Below are 22989 nucleotides of genomic sequence, written 5' to 3'. Positions count from 1 at the left end.
TTACCAGGAGTCGCCATGCCTAAAAACTCGTTTACCCTTTCGCGTCGCCGGCTGATTCAGACCGGGGCGGCACTCGGTGGATCGCTGCTGCTGCCCGGCCTGATGAACGCTGCCTGGGCGGCGGGATCGGATAAACCGGAGCAGACCACCATCCGGGTAGGTTTTATTCCGCTGACCGACTGTGCGCCGGTGGTGATGGCGGCGCTTAAAGGGTTCGATAAGAAGTATGGGATTCGGATCGAGCCGGTTAAAGAGGCCAGTTGGGCCTCGGTACGCGACAAACTGGTCTCCGGCGAACTGGATGCCGCCCACGTTCTTTACGGACTAATTTACGGCCTGGAGCTGGGCATTGCCGGTAAGCCACAGCGAATGGCGAATCTGATGACCCTGAACAATAACGGTCAGGCTATCTCGCTCTCTGCCGACCTGCGGGAGAAAGGGATCGTCGATGGCGCCGGGCTGAAGAAACGGGTGGCCGGGTCGGCACCGGGAACCTATACCTTCGCCCACACGTTTCCGACCGGCACCCATGCTATGTGGCTTTATTACTGGCTGGCGGCCAACGATATTCACCCGTTCAACGATGTGCGCACCGTGGTGGTTCCGCCGCCGCAGATGGTGATGAACATGATGATTGGCAACATGGTGGGCTTCTGCGTGGGCGAACCCTGGAATGCCCGCGCCATCAACGATCGCATCGGCTATACCGCCACCACTTCTCAGCAGATCTGGCCCGATCACCCGGAGAAGATCCTTGGCACCCGCCGGGACTGGGTGGAACAGAATCCTAACAGCGCCCGGGCCCTGACGGCCGCGGTGCTGGATGCCGCCCGCTGGCTGGACGCCAGCCCGGAAAACCGGCGCGAAACCGCAAAAGTGCTGGCCCGCAGGGCCTGGCTCAACACCAAAGAGCAGTACCTGGCGCCGCGTATGCTCGGCGACTACGAAGATGGTCTGGGCAATCGCTGGCAGGACCGGCACGGCATGCGCTATTTCGGCGATGGCGAAGTGAGCTGGCCCTGGCATTCCGACGGCATCTGGTTTCTGACTCAGTTCCGGCGCTGGGGTCTGCTGAAACACGAGCCCGACTACCAGGCGCTGGCGGCACGCATTAACCGTAATGATGTCTGGCGCGAGGCTGCCAGCGCCGTTGGCGGTATTACGCCACCGGGCGAAACGCTGCGTACCAGCCGCCTGATGGATGGCACCTTGTGGGACGGGCGCGATCCCGCCCGCTATGCCGCCAGCTTTGCCATTAAACGCTAAGGGGGAAGTAATGAAAACGCTGCATCAAACCGTAGAAAACCCCGCTCCGACGCGGGAAGGAGAAGTGATCGTGCTGCCGCCGCTGGCGGTACGAAAAGCGACGCCGGACTGGCGGCGGCGCGGCAACCGGCTGCTGCAACGGTTGATTCCCGCGCTACTGGGGTTAGGCATTCTGCTGGTGGTCTGGCAACTGGCGGCCATCAACAGTCGCGGCTTTCCCACGCCGCTCAGCACCCTGGATTCGGCGCGGGTCCTGTTTGCCGACCCTTTCTATCGCGATGGCCCTAACGACATGGGGATTGGCTGGAATGTGCTGGCCTCGCTTAGCCGGGTGGCGGTGGGTTTTGGTCTGGCGGCGCTGGTGGGGATCCCCCTTGGGTTCGCCATTGGTCGCTTCACCCTGCTGGCCCATATGTTTAATCCGCTGATTGCGCTGCTGCGCCCGGTCAGCCCGCTGGCCTGGCTGCCGATTGGCCTGCTGCTGTTCCAGCGCGCAGAACCGGCTTCCAGTTGGACCATTTTTATCTGCTCGATCTGGCCGATGGTGATTAACACCGCCGAAGGAGTCAGGCGCATTCCGCTGGACTACCTCAACGTGGCGCGGGTGTTGCAGCTTTCCGAATGGACGGTGATGCGCCGCATTCTGTTTCCGGCGGTACTGCCCGCGGTGCTGACCGGCGTGCGGCTTTCCATCGGCATTGCCTGGCTGGTGATTGTCGCCGCTGAAATGCTGACCGGCGGGCTGGGCATCGGCTTCTGGATCTGGAACGAGTGGAACAACCTCAACATGGAAAACATTATCGTCGCTATCGTCATTATCGGCGTGGTGGGGCTGCTGCTGGAGCAGGGACTGATGCTGCTGGCGCGCCGCTTTAGCTGGTCGGAATAAAGGGGGCCTTATGAAACCGATTATCCAGGTACAGAACGTCAGTCAGCGTTTCAACACCGCCAGCGGCGAATTTCTGGCGCTGCAAAACGTCAGCTTCGATATCGCGCCAGGGGAGACTCTGAGTCTGATAGGCCATTCCGGCTGCGGCAAATCGACGCTGCTTAATCTGATTGCCGGTATCGACCGCCCCAGCGCTGGGGGGCTGCTGTGTGAAAATCGCGAAATTGCTGGTCCTGGCCCGGAACGGGCGGTGGTGTTCCAGAATCACTCACTGCTCCCCTGGCTCAGTTGCTACGACAACGTGGCGCTGGCAGTCGACAAAGTATTTAAGCGCAGCATGAACCGTCGCGAGCGGGCGGAGTGGATAGCCCATAACCTGGAACAGGTGCAGATGGGCCATGCCCTGCATAAACACCCGGGGGAGATCTCCGGCGGCATGAAGCAGCGGGTGGGCATTGCCCGGGCGCTGGCTATGAAGCCCAAAGTGCTGCTGATGGATGAACCCTTCGGTGCGCTGGATGCCCTGACCCGGGCTCATCTTCAGGATGCGGTGATGCGCATCCAGAACAGCCTGAATACCACCATTGTGCTGATTACCCACGACGTGGACGAGGCGGTACTGCTCTCCGATCGGGTGCTGATGATGACTAACGGTCCGGCGGCAACGGTGGGCGAGGTAGTGGACGTGAATCTACCGCGGCCGCGCAACCGGGTTCAACTGGCGGATGACAGCCGCTACCACCAGTTGCGACAGCATATTCTCCACTTTCTGTATGAAAAGCAGCCGAAAGTGGCCTGAGGAGCGGCAATGGCGCAACGACTGGTGATTATCGGCAGTGGCATGGCGGCGCTGCGGCTGGCGGAGCGACTGTGGGAGCTGGCGCCTGGCCGCTATGCCATCACGCTTATCGGCGAAGAGCCGGGACTGGCCTATAACCGCATCCAACTCACGCCGCTGCTTGCCGGAGAAACCGATGAGGAAGCGCTGTGTCTGCATGATGCTGCCTGGTATCGGGAGCGGAGTATCCGGGTGTTGAGTGGCACGCCGGTGACGGCGGTCTGCCTCAGGACGCGGACGCTTACGGTGGCGGATCGGCACCTGGCCTGGGACCAACTGGTGTTTGCCACCGGAGCCCGCCCGCAGATACCGGCGATCCCCGGAAGCCAGCAACCCCATGTTCACGCTTTCCGTACCCGGGCCGATGTGGCGGCCATGCTGGCCCAATCTGGCGATGCGGTGGTACTGGGGGGCGGGTTACTGGGCGTGGAGGCCGCCGCCGCACTGCGCCAGCGCGGAAGGGAGGTCACCCTGGTGCACCGTCAGCCGTGGTTGATGGATGCGCAACTGGATGCCTGTGCCGGGGAGCTGTTGGAGAGGGATTTGCAAGCACGGGGGATCCGCTGTGTGACCGGTAGTGGTATCTGCCAGATTGATAGTGACGGTGTCACGCTCACTGACGGCGAACGCCTGTCGGCGGAGCTGGTGGTCATGGCTACCGGGGTTCGTCCCAATCAAGAACTGGCTCGCCGGGCAGGCGTGGCCTGCGCTACCGGCATCCTGGTGGACGCACAGCTACAGACTTCTCAGCCGCAGGTCAGCGCGCTGGGGGACTGCTGCGAGACAGAAGGCCGCTGTCCGGGACTGTTGGCTCCGGCGCTGCAGCAGGCGGAGATCCTGGCTGCCAGGCTGGCCGGTACGTCGCTTACGGGCTACCGCTACCGGGAAACCGGTACCCGACTTAAGGTCACCGGCATCCATCTGTTCTGCCTGGGCGACACCCGACCCCGGCCGGGCGACCAGCTACTGACCGCCATCGACCCCCGAACCGACCACTACCGTCGTCTGCTGCTGCGTGACGGACGACTGCGCGGCGCGCTGCTGTATGGCGATCTCAGCCCGGCGGCGCGCCTGAGCGAACACCTGGAGCACGGAACCCCGGCGGGGACCGCGCTGTTATTCGACCATACAGCGCCGCGTGATGACGCGGCAGGAAGCGAAACAATGACAGAGCTAACAACCAAACAGACGCTGGTGGTCGTGGGCCACGGCATGGTCGGCCATCATTTCCTTGAGCAGGCGGTACAACTGGATCTGCATCTGCGCTATCACATCGTGGTCTTTGGTGACGAACGCCATGCCGCCTATGACCGGGTCCATCTTTCCGAATATTTTGCCGGGCGCAGCGCTGAATCGCTATCGCTGGTTGAAGCGGGTTTCTTTGAACGCCATGGAATCGAACTGCGTACCGGCTGCGCCATCAGCGGAATCGATCGCGAGCGTCGCGTGGTGCGGGACGCAGAAGGCCATGAGGTGCGCTGGGACAAGCTGGTACTGGCCACCGGCTCCCGGGCCTTTGTGCCGCCGATTCCGGGGCAGAATCTGCCGGGCTGTCTGGTCTACCGCACCCTTGACGATCTGGCGGCAATTCGTGAACGCGCCGTCAGCGCCCGGCGCGGCGTGGTGATCGGCGGCGGTCTGCTGGGACTGGAAGCCGCTAATGCGCTCAGGCAACTGGGGCTGGAAACTCATGTGGTGGAGTTCTCACCGCGCCTGATGGCGGTGCAACTGGATGAAGTCGGTGCCGGGCTGTTACGCGACAAAATTACCGCGCTGGGGGTCAGCGTACATACCTCTAAAAATACCACCCGAATCGATGAAGAGCAGGGGCGGTTGTGGTTGAACTTTGCCGACGGTGAACAACTGGAGACCGATCTGCTGCTGTTTTCCGCCGGGATCCGCCCCCGGGACGAACTGGCCAGGGATTGCGGTCTGACGCTGGGGGATCGCGGCGGTGTGGCGATCGATGATGCCTGCCGCACCGACGATCCCGATATCCTGGCGATTGGTGAGTGCGCGCTGTGGCAGGGGCAAATCTTCGGGCTGGTGGCGCCGGGATATCAGATGGCGCGGGTGGCTGCTGCTGGCCTGGCTGGGGAAGCGGCGGTATTTAACGGTGCCGATATGAGCACTAAACTGAAACTGCTGGGGGTTGAAGTGGCTTCGTTCGGCGACGCCCATGGCCGCACGGAGGGCAGTCAGAGCTATCAGTGGCGCGATGGTCCGGGCGGAATCTACAAGAAGATCGTCACCTCGGCGGATAATTCCCGGCTGTTGGGGGGCGTGCTGGTGGGGGACAGCGGCGATTACGCGACCCTGACACAGATGATGCTTAATGATATGGCACTGCCGTCCCGGCCGGAAAGCCTGATTCTGCCGCTGGCAGAGGGGGGGGCCCGCAAGGGCGTGGGTGTTGCTGCGCTGCCGGAAAGCGCGCAGATCTGCTCCTGCCACAATGTCAGCAAAGGGGATATTTGCGCCGCCGTGGATGCCGGAGCTCAGGACATGGCCGCCTTAAAGGGTGCGACCAAAGCGGCCACCGGCTGCGGCGGCTGCGCGGGGCTGGCGAAACAGGTGCTGGAATGCCAGTTGGCGGCCCGGGGCGTGGAGGTGAAAAAAGATATCTGTGAACACTTCTCCTGGTCACGTCAGGAGATCTACCACCTGGTACGGGTTAACCATATTCGCACCTTTGAGCAGTTGATTAGCCGCTATGGGCACGGCCACGGTTGTGAAATCTGTAAGCCGCTGGTGGCGTCGGTGCTGGCTTCTTGCTGGAACGACTATCTACTACAGCCAGCGCATCTGCCGTTACAGGACACCAACGATCGCTACTTCGCCAATATCCAGAAGGATGGCAGCTATTCGGTGGTGCCCAGGGTGGCCGGGGGCGAAATCACCCCGGATGGTCTGATCGCCATTGGTGAAGTGGCAAAACGCTATGGACTGTACAGTAAAATTACCGGCGGTCAGCGTATCGATCTGTTTGGCGCCCGACTGGAGCAGCTACCGGATATTTGGCGCGATCTGCTGGCGGCGGGCTTTGAAACCGGTCACGCCTACGGCAAGTCGCTGCGCACCGTGAAATCCTGCGTCGGATCCAGTTGGTGTCGCTACGGGGTACAGGACTCTACCGGGCTGGCTATCGAGCTGGAGCATCGCTACAAAGGGTTACGCTCGCCCCATAAGATCAAGATGGCGGTTTCCGGCTGTACCCGCGAGTGCGCCGAAGCCCAGAGCAAAGATGTGGGGGTGATTGCCACCGACAAGGGCTGGAACCTGTACGTGTGCGGCAACGGCGGTATGAAGCCACGCCATGCCGATCTGTTTGCCAGCGATCTCGATACCGCGAGTCTGATCCGCACTATCGACCGTCTGTTGATGTTTTACATCCGTACCGCCGACCGGTTACAGCGCACCAGCGTCTGGATGGACAACCTGGAAGGGGGCATCGACTACCTGCGGGCGGTGATTCTGGAAGATAGCCTGGGGATTGGCGACGAGCTGGATCGCGAAATAGCGCATGTCATCGCCAGCTACCAGTGCGAATGGCAGACCACTCTTAACAGCCCCGAACGGCTGGCGCTGTTTCGCTCGTTCGTTAACGATGATACCCCGGATGAACGGCTGCAATCGCGGATGCTCCGCGGTCAGCGCCAGCCGGCAGCGCAGATTACGGTGGCCGATGCACGGCTGCCATCGCGACCCTGGCAGGCCATTTGCGCACTGGAGTCGATCCCGGAAAATGCCGGTATCGGCGCCCGGCTTGGCGAACAGCAGATTGCGCTATTTCGCTTTGGCGAACAGGTCTTCGCTCTGGATAACCTGGAGCCCGCCAACGGCGCGGGGGTACTTTCCCGTGGGATCCTTGGCGATCGCGACGGTGAACCGATGGTGATCTCGCCGCTCTATAAGCAGCAGATCCGGCTGCGCGACGGCTGTAATCTGGAAGATGGCGCACCAGCGGTGCGTGCCTGGCCGGTGAAGGTGGAAGCGGGCCAGGTATGGGTCGCCAGCCAGGCGTTAATCGTGCGGGCCCGGGCGTCATGAGCGCGGTGCGAACCACCTGTCCGTACTGTGGCGTGGGCTGCGGGCTGGTGGCGGAGCGTGACGATAAAGGCACGCTCCGCCTGCGCGGCGATCCCGACCATCCGGCCAGTTTCGGGCGCCTGTGCGTTAAAGGGGCGGCGCTGGGAGAAACCCTGGGGCTAAGCGGGCGCCTGCTGTACCCGCAGGTCAACGGCCAGCGTCAGACATGGTCGCAGGCGCTGGACTATGCTGCCGGGCAGATGAAGGCGATTATCGAACAGTACGGGCCACGGGCGGTGGCATTTTATGCCTCCGGGCAACTGCTGACCGAAGACTATTACGTTGCCAATAAACTGATGAAGGGATTTATCGGCAGCGCCAATATCGATACCAATTCCCGGCTCTGCATGTCTTCGGCGGTGGTGGGCTATAAGCGCGCCTTTGGTGCCGATGCCGTTCCCGGCTGCTACCAGGATCTGGAGCAGACTGACCTGCTACTGGTAACCGGCTCTAATGCCGCCTGGGCCCATCCGGTGCTGTGGCAGCGTGTGCTGGAGGCGAAACGGCGGCGGCCGCAAATGAAAATTGTGGTCATTGACCCCAGACGCACCGCCACCTGCGATGGCGCCGACCTGCACCTGGCATTGCGTCCGGGCAGCGACGGGGCGCTGTTTAATGGGTTGTTGCGTGAGGTGGTGCGCCGCAAACCGCTGGCGGCGGTGCGCTTTGCCGGACAGGAGCAGGCGCTGGCGGCGGCAGAGCCCTGGCATCTGGCCGCCTGCGCCGATTTCTGCCAACTGCCGCAAGCGCAGCTACGTCAGCTTATCGACTGGTTGTGCGCCGCCGATAGCATGATAACGCTGTGGACCATGGGTATTAACCAGTCCACCAGCGGTAGCGACAAGAGCAACGCCATTATTAATCTGCATCTGGCGAGCGGCCATTACGGGCGCCCTGGCTGCGGGCCTTTTTCGCTGACCGGTCAGCCCAATGCCATGGGCGGCCGCGAAGTGGGGGGGCTCGCCAGCCAGTTGGCCTGTCATATGGATTTTGTGCCGGAAGATATCGCTCGCCTGCGGCGTTTCTGGGGCAGCGAACGCATTGCGCAGACCCCTGGACTGAATGCGGTGGCGCTGTTCGATGCCATTGCGCGGGGAGAGGTTAAGGCGGTGTGGATTATGGGCACCAACCCGGCGGTGTCGCTGCCGGACAGCCTGCGGGTTAATCAGGCGCTGGCCTGTTGTCCGCTGGTGATTGTCTCGGAAGTTGCGGCACAGACTGATACTTCACGCTATGCCCACGTACGCTTCCCGGCGCTGGCGTGGGGGGAAAAGAACGGCACGGTGACCAATTCGGAACGCCGGATCTCCCGCCAGCGCCCCTTTTTACCGGCGCCGGGGGAAGCCAGAGCCGACTGGTGGATAGTGGCACAGATAGCCCGGCGGCTGGGCTATGGCGACGCCTTCGCCTGGCAGCATCCGCAGCAGATTTTCTGCGAGCATGCAGCGCTTTCCGGCTTTGAAAATCAGGGCCAGCGGGCCTTTGATATCAGCGCGCTGGCAGGGTTGAGCCAGCAGCAGTATGACCAGTTGAAACCGGTACAGTGGCCGGTTACGGCGCAGCATCCGCAGGGGACGGACCGGTTGCTGATTGAACGGGAAGGCTGGCGCAAAGATGGGCGGGCGGCGCTGGTGGCGGTTGAGCCGCAGTTGCCCCGAGCCGTGGTTGGGCGCCACTATCCGCTGTTGCTTAATACCGGACGACTGCGCGATCAGTGGCACACCATGACCCGCACCGGTGCGGTGCCGCGGCTGATGGCCCATACGCCACAGCCGCAACTGGCAATCGCCCCGGCTGATGCCCGGCGATACGGGCTAAGGCAGGGGGGACTGGCGCGAGTCGTCTCCCCTCAGGGATGGATCGCCGTCCGGGTGCGGGTGAGTGACGAGCAGCTCGCCGGTTCGCTGTTTCTGCCCATGCACTGGACCGACAGCTTTGCCGGTCAGGGGCGGGTGAACGCCCTGGTAAGTGCCGCCTGCTGTCCGCACTCCGGGCAACCGGAAAGTAAGCAGACGGCGGTCAGGGTGGAGCCCTGGCGTCCGCGCTGGCAGGGCGAGCTGCTGTGCCGGGAAGCGCCGACCTTTGACAGCCAGATCCAGTGGTGGCGGCGACCAGTGGAGGGCTGCGATCATTATCATCTGGCTGGAGAAGGCGACCCGGAAGGCTGGATCAGGGCGCAGTGCCAGCAGCGCGGTTGGTTGATTCAGCACGCCGCCGGACCGGGGTTTGTGCACCTGTTGGCCTGGCAGGGGGAGCGCCTGATGCTGGCATTCTATAGCGCAGAGCGGCTGCCTGAGGTGGATATTCCCTGGGTGGCGTCCGCGTTTTGCGGCGATGCGAGTCAGTGCCACGCTCTGCTGGCCGGGCAGGCGCCGCAAGGAGAGGGCGGCGAAGGGCGGTTAATTTGTAGCTGCTTCGGCGTGGGGGAGCGCGCCATAGCGGCCGCTATCGCCGGGGGTTGCGTCACCACCGAGGCGCTGGGCCAACGACTGCGCTGTGGCACCAACTGCGGCTCCTGCCTGCCGGAATTACGTCACTGCCTGAAAAGTGCAGGCTGACTACTGACTAAAGCGCCCCACCAGCCCGGCCGCGCCCAGGGCGTGGCCTTTCAGGCGCGTCATCAGCGCTTCCCGGGTGAGTCCGGCAGGTAAGTTGGGCTCCAGATCGCTGGCTATCAGGGTAAAGGTGTAGTGGTGAGGGCTGGTGCCCGGAGGCGGGCAGGGGCCGTGCCAGCGCTGGTTGCCTGGTGTATTGGTGCCGCCAGTATAGCCCTTGCCGTCACGCAGATCATTGGCAACAAAGCCGCTGCTGGATGCCGGAATGTTGTAGGCCACCAGATGGGTGACGCCCAGCCCCTTCGCCCCTTCAGGGTCGTGCATCAGCAGCGCAAAGCTACGGGTATTCGCTGGCGCGTCGTACCAGTTTAGCGCCGGAGAGTGATTTTCACCGGTACAGTTGGGATTGTCAGGCGCGTTACCGGCGAAGCGCGGAGCAAGGTGGGCGTTGTCGGTGAAGTCGGGCGAACTCAGGCGGAATGGCGTGTCTGCCAGCGCGGGCATACCGCATAACGCGCAGAATAACATCAGATAGCGAGTGTGCATGGAGGCCTCGGCGATCGGGGATGGCTGGCATAAGTCTGGCACATCCCGCCGATTTTTCAGCTAAAGTCCGTCGATTCACGGGAGCGGCGCCGACCCACTGTTATGTTATACTCGCGGTTCAGGCTCGTGTCGTTGGTCGAACCCGGATTCTCAGGAAGTAGCTACAACCTTTATATGCGGTATCCATCTTTTTGCACATTCACGCTTCTGCTGTCGCTCTGCCACGCCAGTCCCGGTATCGCTGCCGGGGATTCCTATATGCAGAAGGCCCAAAATCCCTTTGATAATAACGGGGATAGCCTGCCCGATCTCGGATCGGCGCCGGACAATTCGGCCACCGAAAAAAAAATCGCCACCATGGCTAAAGCCTTTGGCGAAGCCAGCATGACCGATAGCGATCTCCATACCAGTGAACGGGCGCGGCTGTTTGCCCTGGACCATCTGCGCGATGCCCTGGCGACCCGGGTGACCAGCGAGGCGGAGTCACTGCTTTCGCCTTACGGCAATGCCGATGTGGCGCTGAAGGTGGATCAGGAAGGGGAGTTTACCGGCAGTAGCGGTTCGCTGTTTACCCCCTGGCAGGATACCGACCACTATCTGACCTGGAGCCAGGTGGGCGTCAGCCAGTTGAATCAGGGGCTGGTGGGCAACCTGGGCATGGGGCAGCGCTGGGTGGCGGGTGACTGGCTGCTGGGCTACAACACCTTCTATGATAACGAATTCGACGACAGCCTGCGGCGGGCCAGCCTGGGAGCCGAAGCCTGGGGCGAGAATCTGCGGCTATCCGCCAACTATTATCATCCGCTGGGTGACTGGCGGATGAGCGATATCAGCCAACAGGCACGCATGGCTCACGGTTACGATATTACCGCTCAGGCCCGTCTGCCGTTCTATCGTCATATTAATACCAGCGTCAGTCTGGAACAGTACTTCGGGGATAATGTCGATCTGTTTCGCAACGGCAACGGCTACCGGGATCCCATGGCGGTGAAGCTGGGGCTGAGCTATACCCCGATTCCGCTAATTACTCTGACCGCCTCTCATAAGCAGGGGGAAAAGGGGGATGTGCAGGAGGATCTGGGCTTTAAGCTGAACTACCGCTTCGGCGTTTCGATGGCCAAACAGCTCTCTGCCGATGAGGTGGTGCCCGCTACCTCGCTGCGCGGTAGCCGTTATGACAATGTCGAGCGCAGCGGCGCGCCTGTTATGGAGTTCCGCCAGCGTAAGACGCTGTCGGTGTATCTGGCAACGCCGCCGTGGCAGCTGCATGCCGGTGATTCGGTGGTGCTTAAGCTACAGGTAAATTCCCGCTACGGTATTCGCCGCCTTTCCTGGCAGGGGGATACCCAGGCGTTGAGTCTGACGCCGCCGGCGGATAGAAATAACCCGGAAGGCTGGACCGTGATTCTGCCGGCCTGGGATAATTCGGCTGAAGCGGAAAATAGCTGGCGACTGTCGGTGACAGTCGAGGATGAGAAGGGGCAGCGCGTCACCTCGAACTGGGTAACCCTGAAGCCGCAGGCGCCGCTGGATATTGCGCCTGAGCAGGATTCGCGCTGGCAGTTATTGCCCGACGAGTAGGGCTGTCAGAAGATCCGCTCCTGGTGAACCCAGACCGCCGCTTCGACCCGCGATTTCAGCTTCATCTTCTTCAGCAGATGCTTTACGTGTACCTTTACGGTGCTTTCAGTAATGTCCAGGCGGCGGGCGATCATCTTGTTCGGTAGCCCCTGGGCGATAAGTTTGAGGATATCGCGCTCGCGCGGGGTGAGTTGCGACACGTCTCGCCCGGAAGTGGCGCGGTTGGCGCGCAGGCTGGCGGCCAGTATCGGGGTCAGGGTTTCGCTTAACACCATTTCGCCCGCCGCGGCCTGATGCAGGGCCTTCAGCAGATCTTCCGGCTCCATATCTTTGAGCAGATAGCCGTCGGCGCCGCGCTTCAGGGCAGTGACCACATCCTCTTCATGATTCGATACGCTAAAGACCACCACCCGGCCGGACAGTGATTTTTCGCGCAGCCGATCCAGGGTTTCCAGACCGTTCATACCGGGCATATTGAGATCCAACAGGATCAGGTCCGGGTCGAGGGATTCCGCCAGTTCAACGCCCTGCTCGCCATTGCCGGCTTCGCCCACTACGCTCAGATCGGGGGCCATGCTGATCAGCTGTTTCACACCGGTGCGCAGCATCGGGTGATCGTCGATAAGCAGGATGGTTGATGCTTCCTGGTGACTCATGTATTTGCTCCTGTTGTAGAAGAGAGTTGGGCTTCGGGGATAAAACTTACCACCACCTCGGTACCGCCGCCGGTGCGTGGGCGAACCTGGCAATCCCCCTTCAGACTATGGGCGCGATCGCGCATGATGATCAGGCCATAGTGGTTACTTTTTTCACCGCTGCCGGTAATGCCGCGGCCGTTGTCCCAGACCGTCAGGCGAATCTGGTCGTCATTCTGGGTAACGCTGACGCCAGCGGCGCTGGCTTCGGCGTGCTTAAAGGTATTGTTGAGCGCCTCGCGGGCGATCTGTACCAGGTGAATGGCCTGGTGCCCCGGTACCCGGCGCGGCGGTAGCTGATAATCCAGCGTGACCGGAAAGCCCAGACGGGTACTGAACTGCTGACAACTTTCCTCCAATGCCGGGCGTAGCCCCGGCTCGGTCAACTTCAGGCGGAAAGTCGTCAGCAGTTCTCGCAACTGGCGCCAGGAGGTATTCAGTTCATTGCGGATCTGCCCCAGCAGTTCGCGGCTTTGCTCAGGTAGCGCTTCGCCCTGCATCTGCAGACAGCTGACCTGCATCTTCATACAAGAGAGGGACTGGGCGATGGAGTCGTGCAACTCCCGGGCGATGGCGGAACGCTCCTCCATCACGACCAACTGCTGCTGACGCTCTGACTGACGCTCCAGCGCCAGGGTGGTGGTGAGCTGCTCCATCAGGGTATCCACCATCTGTTGCTGATCCAGACTCAGGCTACTACCCAGGGGTAACTGGGCCAGCACCAGCCCATACTGGGTATGGCTGTCGGTCAGGCGCCACTTCAGCGCGGTGGTAGCGCCGTGCGGCTCCGGCTCATGCCGGGAACACTGCTGGCAGTCGTCGTGCGGGCAGTCGGCATCCGGGCGCAGGGTAAATTCCTGGTAGTGTTCTTCGTCGTCATGCTCGTAGACCCGCAGTTCGATTTCGCATAGCGGGGTGAGGGTGCGTAGTTCGTTGAGCACCGGCGTGACCCGCTGACAGAAACCGGCCTGGGAGTGCAGGCGGCGGTTGGCGTTATAGAGGAAGGAGAGCATCTGATTGGTGCGTGCCAGTCCGGCGGTCTTTTCCGCCACCCGCTGCTCCAGCCCGGCATAGCTTTCCGCCAGCTCGTCGGACATGCTGTTCAGGGCATCGCCCAGGGTCGCCATTTCGTCGCGCCCGCGTACCCGCACCCGGTGGTTGAAGTTACGTTGACCAATGGCGGCAGCCATCTCCAGCAGCTGGCGCCACGGATTAAACAGGCGCTGGCGCAGCCATACCACGGTGAAAATAAGGAGTAGCCCCATCAGTAACGCCATCGCCAGTTGCAGCATGATGACGTGGTGGATGCGCAGCTCGGTGGTATGGTCGAAGGCGGTGACCAGTTCGTCGATATAACCCACGAAGGCGTCGACTTTGGCGCTGACCTCGTCGCGATCCCGGGCATTCTTCAGGGCCGGGGCCAGAATGGTACGCCAGTAGTCGGTGAGCGCTGCCAGCTGGCGACTTTGCTGGTCGTTACGGGCAGCATCGCGCAGCTGGATGCTGTTAGCGGTTCTGGTCATCTCTTCCAGTAGCCGTTCATCCTTGGGCTGGAGCGGTACCGCCGACAGTAGTCGGTAACTCTGCATACGCAGAGAACCGGCTTTATTGATGGCGTGGGCGCTCCCCTGTAGCCCCTGGCCCAGCCAGGCCGACAGCGCTAGTCCCGCGCCGCCCAGTGCCGCAAGCAGCAGCACGATTAGCGCCAGCTGGTTGGACAGGGTCAGGGGAGAGAGGCTGCGTTTTAGCATAAGCGGATGGCTCCGTTGGAAGGCGTGGGAGAAGCTATTGGCTCTATTTTCTGTCATCCCCCGGAGTATACCCATACCTCCAAATAATTACTCCTTAATTGCCAGAGGGGTAAGGAATGTCGGCACTTTTTTGCCACCTGTGGACAGCATAGTGAAAAATCGCGCTTTTTTGCCTTTCGGGGAGTACTCCCCCTGGGGTATGCGCATTTTTTGCTCATGGCAAAGTCTGATTATCCATTGATTTACATCAACTTATCTTCATCTGTTCGGCCTAATGTGGCGGCAGATATCCCATAAAGTTTAGAGGTAAATATGACTCAGTCAGCCCTGCCCGAGCGGTCGTCAGGTGCAACCATTACCGACTGGCATCCTGAAGATCCGGCTTTCTGGCAACGCACGGGACACCGCGTGGCCAGCCGTAACCTGTGGATTTCGGTACCCTGTCTGCTGCTCGCTTTCTGCGTCTGGATGCTGTTTAGCGCCGTTGCAGTGAATCTGAATAAGGTCGGTTTCAGCTTTACCACCGACCAGCTGTTTATGCTGACTGCGCTGCCGTCGGTTTCCGGAGCGCTGTTGCGCGTACCTTACTCTTTTATGGTACCGGTATTCGGCGGTCGTCGCTGGACGGCGTTCAGCACCGGTATTCTGATCGTTCCCTGCGTGTGTCTGGGTTTTGCGGTACAGGATCCGACCACGCCCTTTAGTACCTTTATTATTATCTCGCTGCTGTGCGGTTTTGCCGGTGCTAACTTTGCATCGAGCATGGCTAACATCAGCTTCTTCTTCCCCAAGAGCAAGCAGGGCGGCGCGCTGGGTATTAACGGCGGTCTGGGTAACATGGGGGTGAGCGTGATGCAGCTGGTCGCCCCCCTGGTGCTGTCGCTGTCGATGTTTGCCGTGTTCGGCGGTGAAGGCGTGATGCAGAGCGACGGTAGTCGCTTGTTCCTGGAAAATGCCGCCTGGGTGTGGGTGATTCCGCTGGCGATTTTTACCGTGGCGGCCTGGTTTGGTATGAACGATCTGGCGACCTCGAAGGCTTCCCTGAGCGAACAGTTGCCGGTACTTAAGCGCGGTCACCTGTGGATTATGAGCCTGCTGTATCTGGCGACCTTTGGTTCATTTATCGGTTTTTCCGCCGGTTTCGCGATGCTGTCTAAAACCCAGTTCCCGCAGATTGATGTGATGCATTACGCCTTCTTCGGTCCGCTGATTGGCGCACTGGCGCGCTCTGCCGGTGGGGTTATCTCCGACCGTCTGGGCGGTATCCGGGTCACTCTGGTGAACTTTGTCCTGATGGCGATTTTCAGCGCTGCGCTGTTTTTGACCCTGCCGACAGCGGGTGAGGGGGGCAACTTTGTGGCCTTCTTTGGCGTGTTCCTGGTGCTGTTCCTGACCGCAGGTCTGGGTAGTGGATCTACCTTCCAGATGATTTCGGTGATCTTCCGCAAGCTGACCATGGATCGCGTTAAAGCGGCAGGCGGTAGTGAAGAAGAGGCGATGCGTGAGGCAGCCACCGATACTGCCGCCGCGCTGGGCTTTATTTCGGCCATTGGCGCTATTGGCGGATTCTTTATCCCCAAAGCCTTCGGGACCTCGCTGGAAATGACCGGCTCTCCGGCCGGGGCCATGAAGATCTTCCTGGTGTTCTACATTCTGTGTGTGGTGATTACCTGGGCCATCTATGGCCGTAAGCGCGCCAGTTAATCAATGATTAAAAAGCATTAACCTTTAGGGTTATCCTTTTGCGCGGCGACGGGCCGCGCTTTTTTTTGCCAGTACCTGATTACAATGTGTTTACAATGATGCAATTTATTTGCTACATCAATCGCTTAGTGCTGATTGAGTCCAGTCTTCTCTACCCCTTAATACCCCTGTACTGATTTATTTCTATCACTCCCCCGAGGTTTATAAAAATAATGCATATAAAACATTATGTTAGGCGATATTTATTTCTGCCACTTTTGGGGTAGCTGTTTTCTCCTGGGAATGGCCTAAGCCCTGGCGCGTTGATCGTTATCAAATCTCCTGACAATTCCGCGCGTTACCGTTGCGGCAAATCCAGCAATGTCGATTTATAAGAGCCAAAGGCTCCACATCAGGAGAATCCCGATGAGCAAATTTCTTGACCGGTTTCGTTACTTCAAACAGAAGGGCGAAACCTTTGCCGACGGTCACGGTCAACTGCTGAATACCAACAGGGACTGGGAAGAGGGTTACCGCCAGCGCTGGCAGCACGATAAAATTGTGCGTTCAACCCACGGCGTAAACTGTACCGGCTCCTGCAGCTGGAAGATCTACGTTAAAAACGGTCTGGTGACCTGGGAAACTCAGCAGACCGACTACCCACGTACCCGCCCGGATATGCCCAACCATGAGCCCCGCGGCTGTCCGCGCGGCGCCAGCTACTCCTGGTACCTCTACAGCGCCAACCGCCTGAAATATCCCCTGATGCGCAAGCACCTGATGAAGCTGTGGCGCGAAGCAAAAACGCGCAACAGCGATCCAGTCGAGGCCTGGGCGTCCATTATGGCGGACAAAGAGAACGCCAAACGCTATAAACAGGCCCGTGGCCGCGGCGGTTTTGTCCGCTCCTCCTGGCAGGAAGTGAATGAAATTATCGCTGCCGCTAACGTCTGGACTGTTAAAAACTACGGCCCTGACCGCGTTGCCGGTTTCTCGCCGATTCCGGCAATGTCCATGGTTTCCTACGCCTCCGGCGCCCGTTATCTGTCGCTGATTGGCGGCGCCTGCCTGAGCTTCTACGACTGGTACTGCGACCTGCCGCCGGCTTCACCGATGACCTGGGGCGAGCAGACCGACGTACCGGAATCCGCTGACTGGTACAACTCCAGCTACATTATCGCCTGGGGCTCTAACGTGCCTCAGACCCGTACCCCTGACGCCCATTTCTTCACCGAAGTGCGTTACAAAGGGACCAAAACGGTTGCAGTGACCCCGGACTACGCGGAAATCGCCAAGCTGTGCGATCTGTGGCTGGCGCCGAAGCAGGGCACCGACAGCGCCATGGCGCTGGCGATGGGCCACGTGATGCTGCGCGAGTTCCACCTGGATAACCCGAGCCAGTACTTCACCGACTACGTGCGCCGCTACACCGATATGCCGATGCTGGTGATGCTGGAAGAGCGCGACGGTTACTATGCCGCGGGCCGTATGCTGCGTGCCGCCGACCTGGTGGACTCTCTGGGCCAGGAAAATAACCCTGAGTGGAAAACCGTAGCCTGCGACGACGCGAAAGGCGAGCTGGTGGCGCCGAACGGCTCTATCGGTTTCCGCTGGGGTGAGAAGGGTAAATGGAACCTGGAGCAGCGCGATGGCACCTCCGGTGACGAAACCACCCTGCGCCTGAGCCTGCTGGGCAGCCACGACGAGGTGGCCGAAGTAGGCTTCCCGTACTTTGGCGCCGAGGGTAATGAAAACTTTAACCGGGTCGAACTGCAAAATATCCTGCTGCATAAACTGCCGGTGAAACGCCTGCAGCTGGCCGATGGCACCAGCGCGCTGGTCACCACCGTTTACGACCTGACCATGGCCAACTATGGTCTGGATCGCGGGCTGGAAGACGCCAATTGCGCCACCAGCTACGACGATGTTAAGGCCTACACCCCGGCCTGGGCCGAGCAGATTACCGGCGTACCGCGCCAGCAAATTATCCGTACCGCCCGTGAATTCGCCGATAACGCCAATAAGACCCACGGTCGTTCCATGATTATCGTTGGCGCCGGTCTGAACCACTGGTATCACATGGATATGAACTACCGTGGCCTGATCAATATGCTGATCTTCTGCGGCTGTATCGGCCAGAGCGGCGGCGGTTGGGCGCACTACGTGGGCCAGGAAAAACTGCGTCCCCAGACCGGCTGGCAGCCGCTGGCGTTTGCCCTGGACTGGCAGCGTCCGCCGCGCCATATGAACAGCACGTCGTTCTTTTACAACCACTCCAGCCAGTGGCGCTATGAGTCCCTGACCGCGCAGGAACTGCTGTCGCCGATGGCGGATAAGTCCCGCTACAGCGGTAGCCTGATTGACTTTAACGTGCGCGCCGAACGTATGGGCTGGCTGCCGTCCGCGCCGCAGCTCAACACCAACCCGCTGACCATTAAAGCGGCGGCGGATGCGGCGGGCATGAGTCCGGCGGATTACACCGTTAAGGCGCTGAAAACCGGGGATATCCGTTTCGCGGCTGAACAGCCTGACAGCGGAACTAACCACCCGCGTAACCTGTTTATCTGGCGTTCTAACCTGCTGGGCTCTTCCGGTAAGGGCCATGAGTATATGCTGAAGTACCTGCTGGGTACCGAAAACGGCATTCAGGGTAAGGACCTGGGAGCGCAGGGCGGCGTGATGCCGGAAGAGGCGGAATGGGTTGATAACGGCCTGGAAGGCAAACTGGATCTGGTGGTCACCCTCGACTTCCGTCTGTCCAGTACCTGCCTGTACTCCGATATCGTGCTGCCGACCGCCACCTGGTATGAGAAAGACGATATGAATACTTCGGATATGCATCCGTTTATTCACCCGCTTTCCGCCGCCGTCGATCCCGCCTGGGAATCGAAGAGCGACTGGGAGATTTATAAAGGCATTGCGAAGAAATTCTCTGAGGTCTGTGAAGGTCATCTGGGTCAGGAGACCGATGTGGTCACGCTGCCGATTCAGCATGACTCTGCCGCCGAACTGGCGCAGCCGCTGGAGGTAAAAGACTGGAAGAAAGGCGAATGCGACTTGATTCCGGGCAAGACCGCGCCGCACCTGATGGTGGTGGAACGCGACTATCCGGCCACTTACGAACGCTTTACCTCTATCGGCCCGCTGCTCGAGACGGTGGGTAACGGCGGTAAGGGGATCGCCTGGAACACCCAGAGCGAAATGGATCTGCTGCGTAAGCTCAACTACCAGAAGGCGGAAGGTCCGGCCAAAGGGCAGCCGATGTTGAACAGCGCTATTGACGCTGCAGAGATGATTCTGACCCTGGCGCCGGAAACCAACGGTCAGGTGGCGGTGAAAGCCTGGGCGGCGCTTAGCGAGTTTACCGGTCGCGACCATACCCATCTGGCACTGAACAAAGAAGACGAGAAGATTCGCTTCCGCGATATTCAGGCCCAGCCGCGCAAGATTATCTCCAGCCCCACCTGGTCAGGTCTGGAAGATGAGCATGTCTCCTATAACGCGGGCTACACCAACGTTCACGAACTGATTCCGTGGCGCACCCTCTCCGGTCGTCAGCAGCTGTATCAGGATCATCAGTGGATGCGTGATTTCGGTGAAAGCCTGCTGGTTTACCGTCCGCCTATCGACACCCGTTCGGTGAAAGCGGTGATGGGCACGAAATCCAATGGCAACCCGGAAAAGGCGCTGAACTTCCTGACGCCGCACCAGAAGTGGGGTATCCACTCCACCTACAGCGACAACCTGCTGATGCTGACCCTGTCACGCGGCGGTCCGATTGTCTGGATGAGCGAAGTGGACGCCAAAGAGCTGGGTATTGCCGATAACGACTGGATCGAAGTGTTTAACAGCAACGGCGCCCTGACGGCTCGTGCCGTGGTGAGCCAGCGCGTGCCGTCCGGGATGACCATGATGTACCACGCCCAGGAGCGCATCGTGAATATTCCGGGCTCGGAAATTACCGGCCAGCGCGGCGGTATCCATAACTCGGTCACCCGCATCAGCCCGAAACCGACCCATATGATCGGCGGCTATGCCCAGTTGGCTTACGGCTTTAACTATTACGGCACCGTAGGCTCTAACCGTGATGAGTTCGTGGTGGTTCGTAAGATGAAAAATATTGACTGGTTGGATGGTGAAGGTAACGACCAGAAACAGGAGAGCGCAAAATGAAGATTCGTTCACAAGTCGGCATGGTGCTGAATCTGGATAAGTGCATCGGCTGCCACACCTGTTCGGTAACCTGTAAAAACGTCTGGACCAGCCGTGAGGGAATGGAGTACGCCTGGTTCAATAACGTTGAAAGTAAACCCGGCGTCGGCTTCCCCAATGACTGGGAAAATCAGGAAAAATGGAAGGGCGGCTGGATCCGTAAAATCAACGGTAAGCTGCAGCCGCGCATGGGCGGCCGCGGCATGCTGCTGGGCAAGATCTTCGCCAACCCGCATCTGCCGGGCATCGATGACTACTATGAGCCGTTTGACTACGACTATCAGCATCTGCATAACGCGCCGGAAGGCAAGCATCAGCCTATCGCCCGTCCGCGCTCGCTGATTACCGGCAAGCGGATGAACAAAATCGAAGCGGGTCCCAACTGGGAAGAGATCCTGGGCGGCGAGTTCGAAAAACGCAGCCAGGATCAGAACTTCGAAAACATGCAGAAAGCGATGTACGGCCAGTTCGAAAACACCTTTATGATGTATCTGCCGCGCCTGTGCGAACACTGCCTTAACCCGGCCTGTGTCGCCACCTGCCCGAGCGGCGCCATCTATAAGCGTGAAGAAGACGGCATCGTGCTGATCGACCAGGATAAGTGCCGCGGCTGGCGGATGTGCATTACCGGCTGCCCGTACAAGAAAATCTACTTCAACTGGAAGAGCGGCAAGTCCGAGAAGTGCATCTTCTGCTACCCGCGTATCGAAGCGGGTATGCCGACCGTTTGCTCCGAAACCTGCGTGGGGCGTATCCGCTACCTGGGCGTGCTGCTCTATGATGCGGATGCGATTGAACAGGCAGCCAGCACCGAGAGCGAACAGGATCTCTACCAGCGTCAGTTGGATGTCTTCTTGGATCCGAACGATCCGAAAGTCATTGAACAGGCCCTGAAAGACGGCATTCCCCAGAGCGTTATCGACGCGGCTCAGCAGTCGCCGGTTTACAAAATGGCGATGGACTGGAAGCTGGCGCTGCCGCTGCACCCGGAATACCGCACTCTGCCGATGGTCTGGTATGTGCCGCCTCTGTCGCCGATTCAGTCTGCGGCCGACGCGGGCGAACTGCCGCATAGCGGCATTCTGCCGGACGTGGAAAGCCTGCGTATTCCGGTACAGTACCTGGCGAACCTGCTGACCGCTGGCGATACCCAGCCGGTACTGCTGGCCCTGAAACGGATGCTGGCGATGCGCCACTACAAGCGCAGTGAGACCGTGGATGGCGTGAGCGACACCCGGGCGCTGGAAGAGGTGGGCCTTACCGAAGCTCAGGCGCAGGAGATGTACCGCTATCTGGCTATCGCCAACTATGAAGATCGCTTTGTGGTGCCGACCAGCCACCGCGAACTGGCCCATGACGCCTTCCCCGAGAAGAGCGGCTGTGGTTTCAGCTTCGGCGACGGTTGCCACGGTTCGGACACCAAATTCAATCTGTTCAACAGCCGCCGTATCGATGCCATTGATGTGACTACCCGGAGTAACGCTAATGATTGAACTGGTGATTATCTCCCGTCTGCTGGAGTACCCGGACGCGGCGCTGGTTGAGCATCAGCAGGAGCTGTTTTCCGCCATCAGCGATGCTCAGGCGCTGAACCAGAACGATGCCCAGGCGCTGGGCATCTTCCTGCGCGATCTGCTGGACCGGGATCTGCTGGATGTCCAGGCCGCTTACGGCGAGCTGTTCGATCGCGGCCGTGCTACCTCGCTGCTGCTGTTTGAACACGTGCATGGCGAGTCCCGCGACCGCGGTCAGGCCATGGTCGATCTGATGGCGCAGTACCAGAGGATCGGTCTGCAGCTCGACAGCCACGAACTGCCGGATCATCTGCCGCTCTATCTGGAGTATCTGGCGCAGTTGCCGGAGCAGGAGGCGCGTGCCGGTCTGGGCGATATTGCGCCAATTCTGGCGCTGCTGAGCGCCAGACTGAAGAAACGGGACAGCCGCTATGCGTTGCTGTTCGATCTGCTGCTGTCGCTCAGTGAAAGCCAGGTCGATGTGGCCCAGGTTGGTAAACAGATCGCCGATGAAGCGCGCGACGATACCACCCAGGCCCTGGACGCGGTCTGGGAGGAGGAGCAGGTGAAATTCTTCGCGGACAGCGGCTGCGGCGACTCTGAAATCTCCGAGCACCAGCGTCGCTTTGCTGGCGCAGTGGCGCCGCAATATCTGAATATCTCTACCGGGGGACAGCAATAATGCACTTCCTGAATATGTTCTTCTTCGATATCTACCCCTATATCGCCGGGACGGTGTTTCTGGTCGGTAGCTGGCTGCGTTATGACTATGGCCAGTACACCTGGCGTGCGTCATCCAGCCAGATGCTGGATAAAAAGGGCATGAATATGGCCTCGAACCTGTTCCACCTGGGGATTCTGGGTATCTTTTTCGGTCATGCCTTTGGCATGCTGACGCCGCACTGGATGTACGAGGCGTTCCTGCCCATCGATGTGAAGCAGAAGCTGGCGATGATTGCCGGTGGTCTGTGTGGCGTGATGACGCTGGTTGGGGGACTGATGCTGCTGAAACGCCGTCTGTTCAACCCGCGTATTCGCGCGACCTCTACCGCGGCAGATATTCTGATCCTGAGCTTGCTGATGATTCAGTGCGCGCTGGGTCTGCTGACTATCCCGTTCTCCGCCCAGCATATGGATGGCTCCGAGATGATGAAGTTGGTGGGCTGGGCGCAGTCGGTGGTGACCTTCCACGGTGGCGCTTCCGCCCATCTGGACGGCGTGGCCCCGATATTCCGCATTCACCTGGTGCTGGGGATGACGCTGTTTGTGCTGTTCCCGTTCAGCCGCCTGGTGCATATCTGGAGCGCGCCGGTGGAGTACCTGACCCGCAAATATCAGGTAGTTCGCGCCCGTCGCTGATATCCGCTACC

Annotated in this window: 14 protein-coding genes; 11 read left to right on the top strand and 3 right to left on the bottom strand. The window is 60.2% G+C overall.

Annotated elements, in window-relative coordinates:
• The first annotated feature begins 15 nt into the window (after positions 1-15).
• From FEM41_RS19255 to FEM41_RS19235, 5 genes are read left to right on the top strand one after another with little or no spacing between them, the layout of a single operon-like run.
• The gene (locus FEM41_RS19255; protein ID WP_138097790.1) at positions 16-1266 is read left to right on the top strand and encodes a CmpA/NrtA family ABC transporter substrate-binding protein; all 1251 of its coding nucleotides are present in this window, start codon (positions 16-18) and stop codon (positions 1264-1266) included.
• Positions 1267-1276: 10 nt separating this feature from the next.
• On the top strand, positions 1277-2155 hold the full coding sequence (gene ntrB / locus FEM41_RS19250) for a nitrate ABC transporter permease (protein ID WP_138097789.1): 879 nt from the start codon (positions 1277-1279) through the stop codon (positions 2153-2155).
• 10 nt (positions 2156-2165) lie between these two features.
• Positions 2166-2954: an ABC transporter ATP-binding protein gene (locus FEM41_RS19245; protein WP_138097788.1), complete on the top strand. Its 789-nt coding sequence runs from the start codon at positions 2166-2168 to the stop codon at positions 2952-2954.
• Between the two features lie 9 nt (positions 2955-2963).
• The gene (nirB, locus tag FEM41_RS19240) at positions 2964-7043 is read left to right on the top strand and encodes a nitrite reductase large subunit NirB (RefSeq protein ID WP_138097787.1); all 4080 of its coding nucleotides are present in this window, start codon (positions 2964-2966) and stop codon (positions 7041-7043) included.
• A complete protein-coding gene (locus tag FEM41_RS19235; protein ID WP_138099264.1) occupies positions 7040-9640 on the top strand; it encodes a nitrate reductase in 2601 nt (866 codons plus the stop codon). The genes nirB and FEM41_RS19235 overlap by 4 nt, the downstream gene beginning before the upstream one ends.
• Here FEM41_RS19235 and FEM41_RS19230 read toward each other — a convergent pair whose 3' ends face one another.
• Positions 9641-10165, bottom strand: coding sequence for a YbhB/YbcL family Raf kinase inhibitor-like protein (locus tag FEM41_RS19230; RefSeq protein ID WP_241666656.1), 525 nt, complete (start codon positions 10163-10165; stop codon positions 9641-9643).
• Between the two features lie 192 nt (positions 10166-10357).
• On the opposite strand from FEM41_RS19230, the gene FEM41_RS19225 reads away from it, so the two are divergent.
• The gene (locus FEM41_RS19225) at positions 10358-11764 is read left to right on the top strand and encodes a YchO/YchP family invasin (RefSeq protein ID WP_138097785.1); all 1407 of its coding nucleotides are present in this window, start codon (positions 10358-10360) and stop codon (positions 11762-11764) included.
• Between the two features lie 5 nt (positions 11765-11769).
• Here FEM41_RS19225 and narL read toward each other — a convergent pair whose 3' ends face one another.
• Both narL and narX read right to left on the bottom strand, forming a co-directional pair.
• On the bottom strand, positions 11770-12420 hold the full coding sequence (gene narL / locus FEM41_RS19220) for a two-component system response regulator NarL (protein ID WP_138097784.1): 651 nt from the start codon (positions 12418-12420) through the stop codon (positions 11770-11772).
• Positions 12417-14210 (bottom strand): nitrate/nitrite two-component system sensor histidine kinase NarX, encoded by a 1794-nt coding sequence (narX, locus tag FEM41_RS19215; protein WP_138097783.1) that lies wholly within the window; start codon positions 14208-14210, stop codon positions 12417-12419. The genes narL and narX overlap by 4 nt, the downstream gene beginning before the upstream one ends.
• A 312-nt stretch (positions 14211-14522) precedes the next feature.
• Here narX and FEM41_RS19210 point away from each other — a divergent pair, with 312 nt between their 5' ends.
• From FEM41_RS19210 to narI, 5 genes are all read left to right on the top strand, one after another.
• Positions 14523-15914, top strand: a complete 1392-nt coding sequence (locus FEM41_RS19210) for a NarK family nitrate/nitrite MFS transporter (protein ID WP_138097782.1) — start codon at positions 14523-14525, stop codon at positions 15912-15914.
• A gap of 405 nt (positions 15915-16319) precedes the next feature.
• Positions 16320-20066 (top strand): nitrate reductase subunit alpha, encoded by a 3747-nt coding sequence (locus tag FEM41_RS19205; protein WP_138097781.1) that lies wholly within the window; start codon positions 16320-16322, stop codon positions 20064-20066.
• Positions 20063-21598: a nitrate reductase subunit beta gene (narH, locus tag FEM41_RS19200; RefSeq protein ID WP_138097780.1), complete on the top strand. Its 1536-nt coding sequence runs from the start codon at positions 20063-20065 to the stop codon at positions 21596-21598. Before FEM41_RS19205 ends, narH begins: the two co-directional genes overlap by 4 nt.
• Positions 21591-22301: a nitrate reductase molybdenum cofactor assembly chaperone gene (gene narJ, locus FEM41_RS19195; RefSeq protein WP_138097779.1), complete on the top strand. Its 711-nt coding sequence runs from the start codon at positions 21591-21593 to the stop codon at positions 22299-22301. Before narH ends, narJ begins: the two co-directional genes overlap by 8 nt.
• Positions 22301-22978: a respiratory nitrate reductase subunit gamma gene (gene narI, locus FEM41_RS19190; RefSeq protein WP_138097778.1), complete on the top strand. Its 678-nt coding sequence runs from the start codon at positions 22301-22303 to the stop codon at positions 22976-22978. The genes narJ and narI overlap by 1 nt, the downstream gene beginning before the upstream one ends.
• Positions 22979-22989: the final 11 nt, after the last annotated feature.

Source organism: Jejubacter calystegiae (assembly GCF_005671395.1).
GTDB lineage: Bacteria > Pseudomonadota > Gammaproteobacteria > Enterobacterales > Enterobacteriaceae > Jejubacter > Jejubacter calystegiae.
The sequence above is the reverse complement of the archived record's forward strand: the minus strand, read 5'-3'. Positions and strand labels throughout refer to the sequence as shown.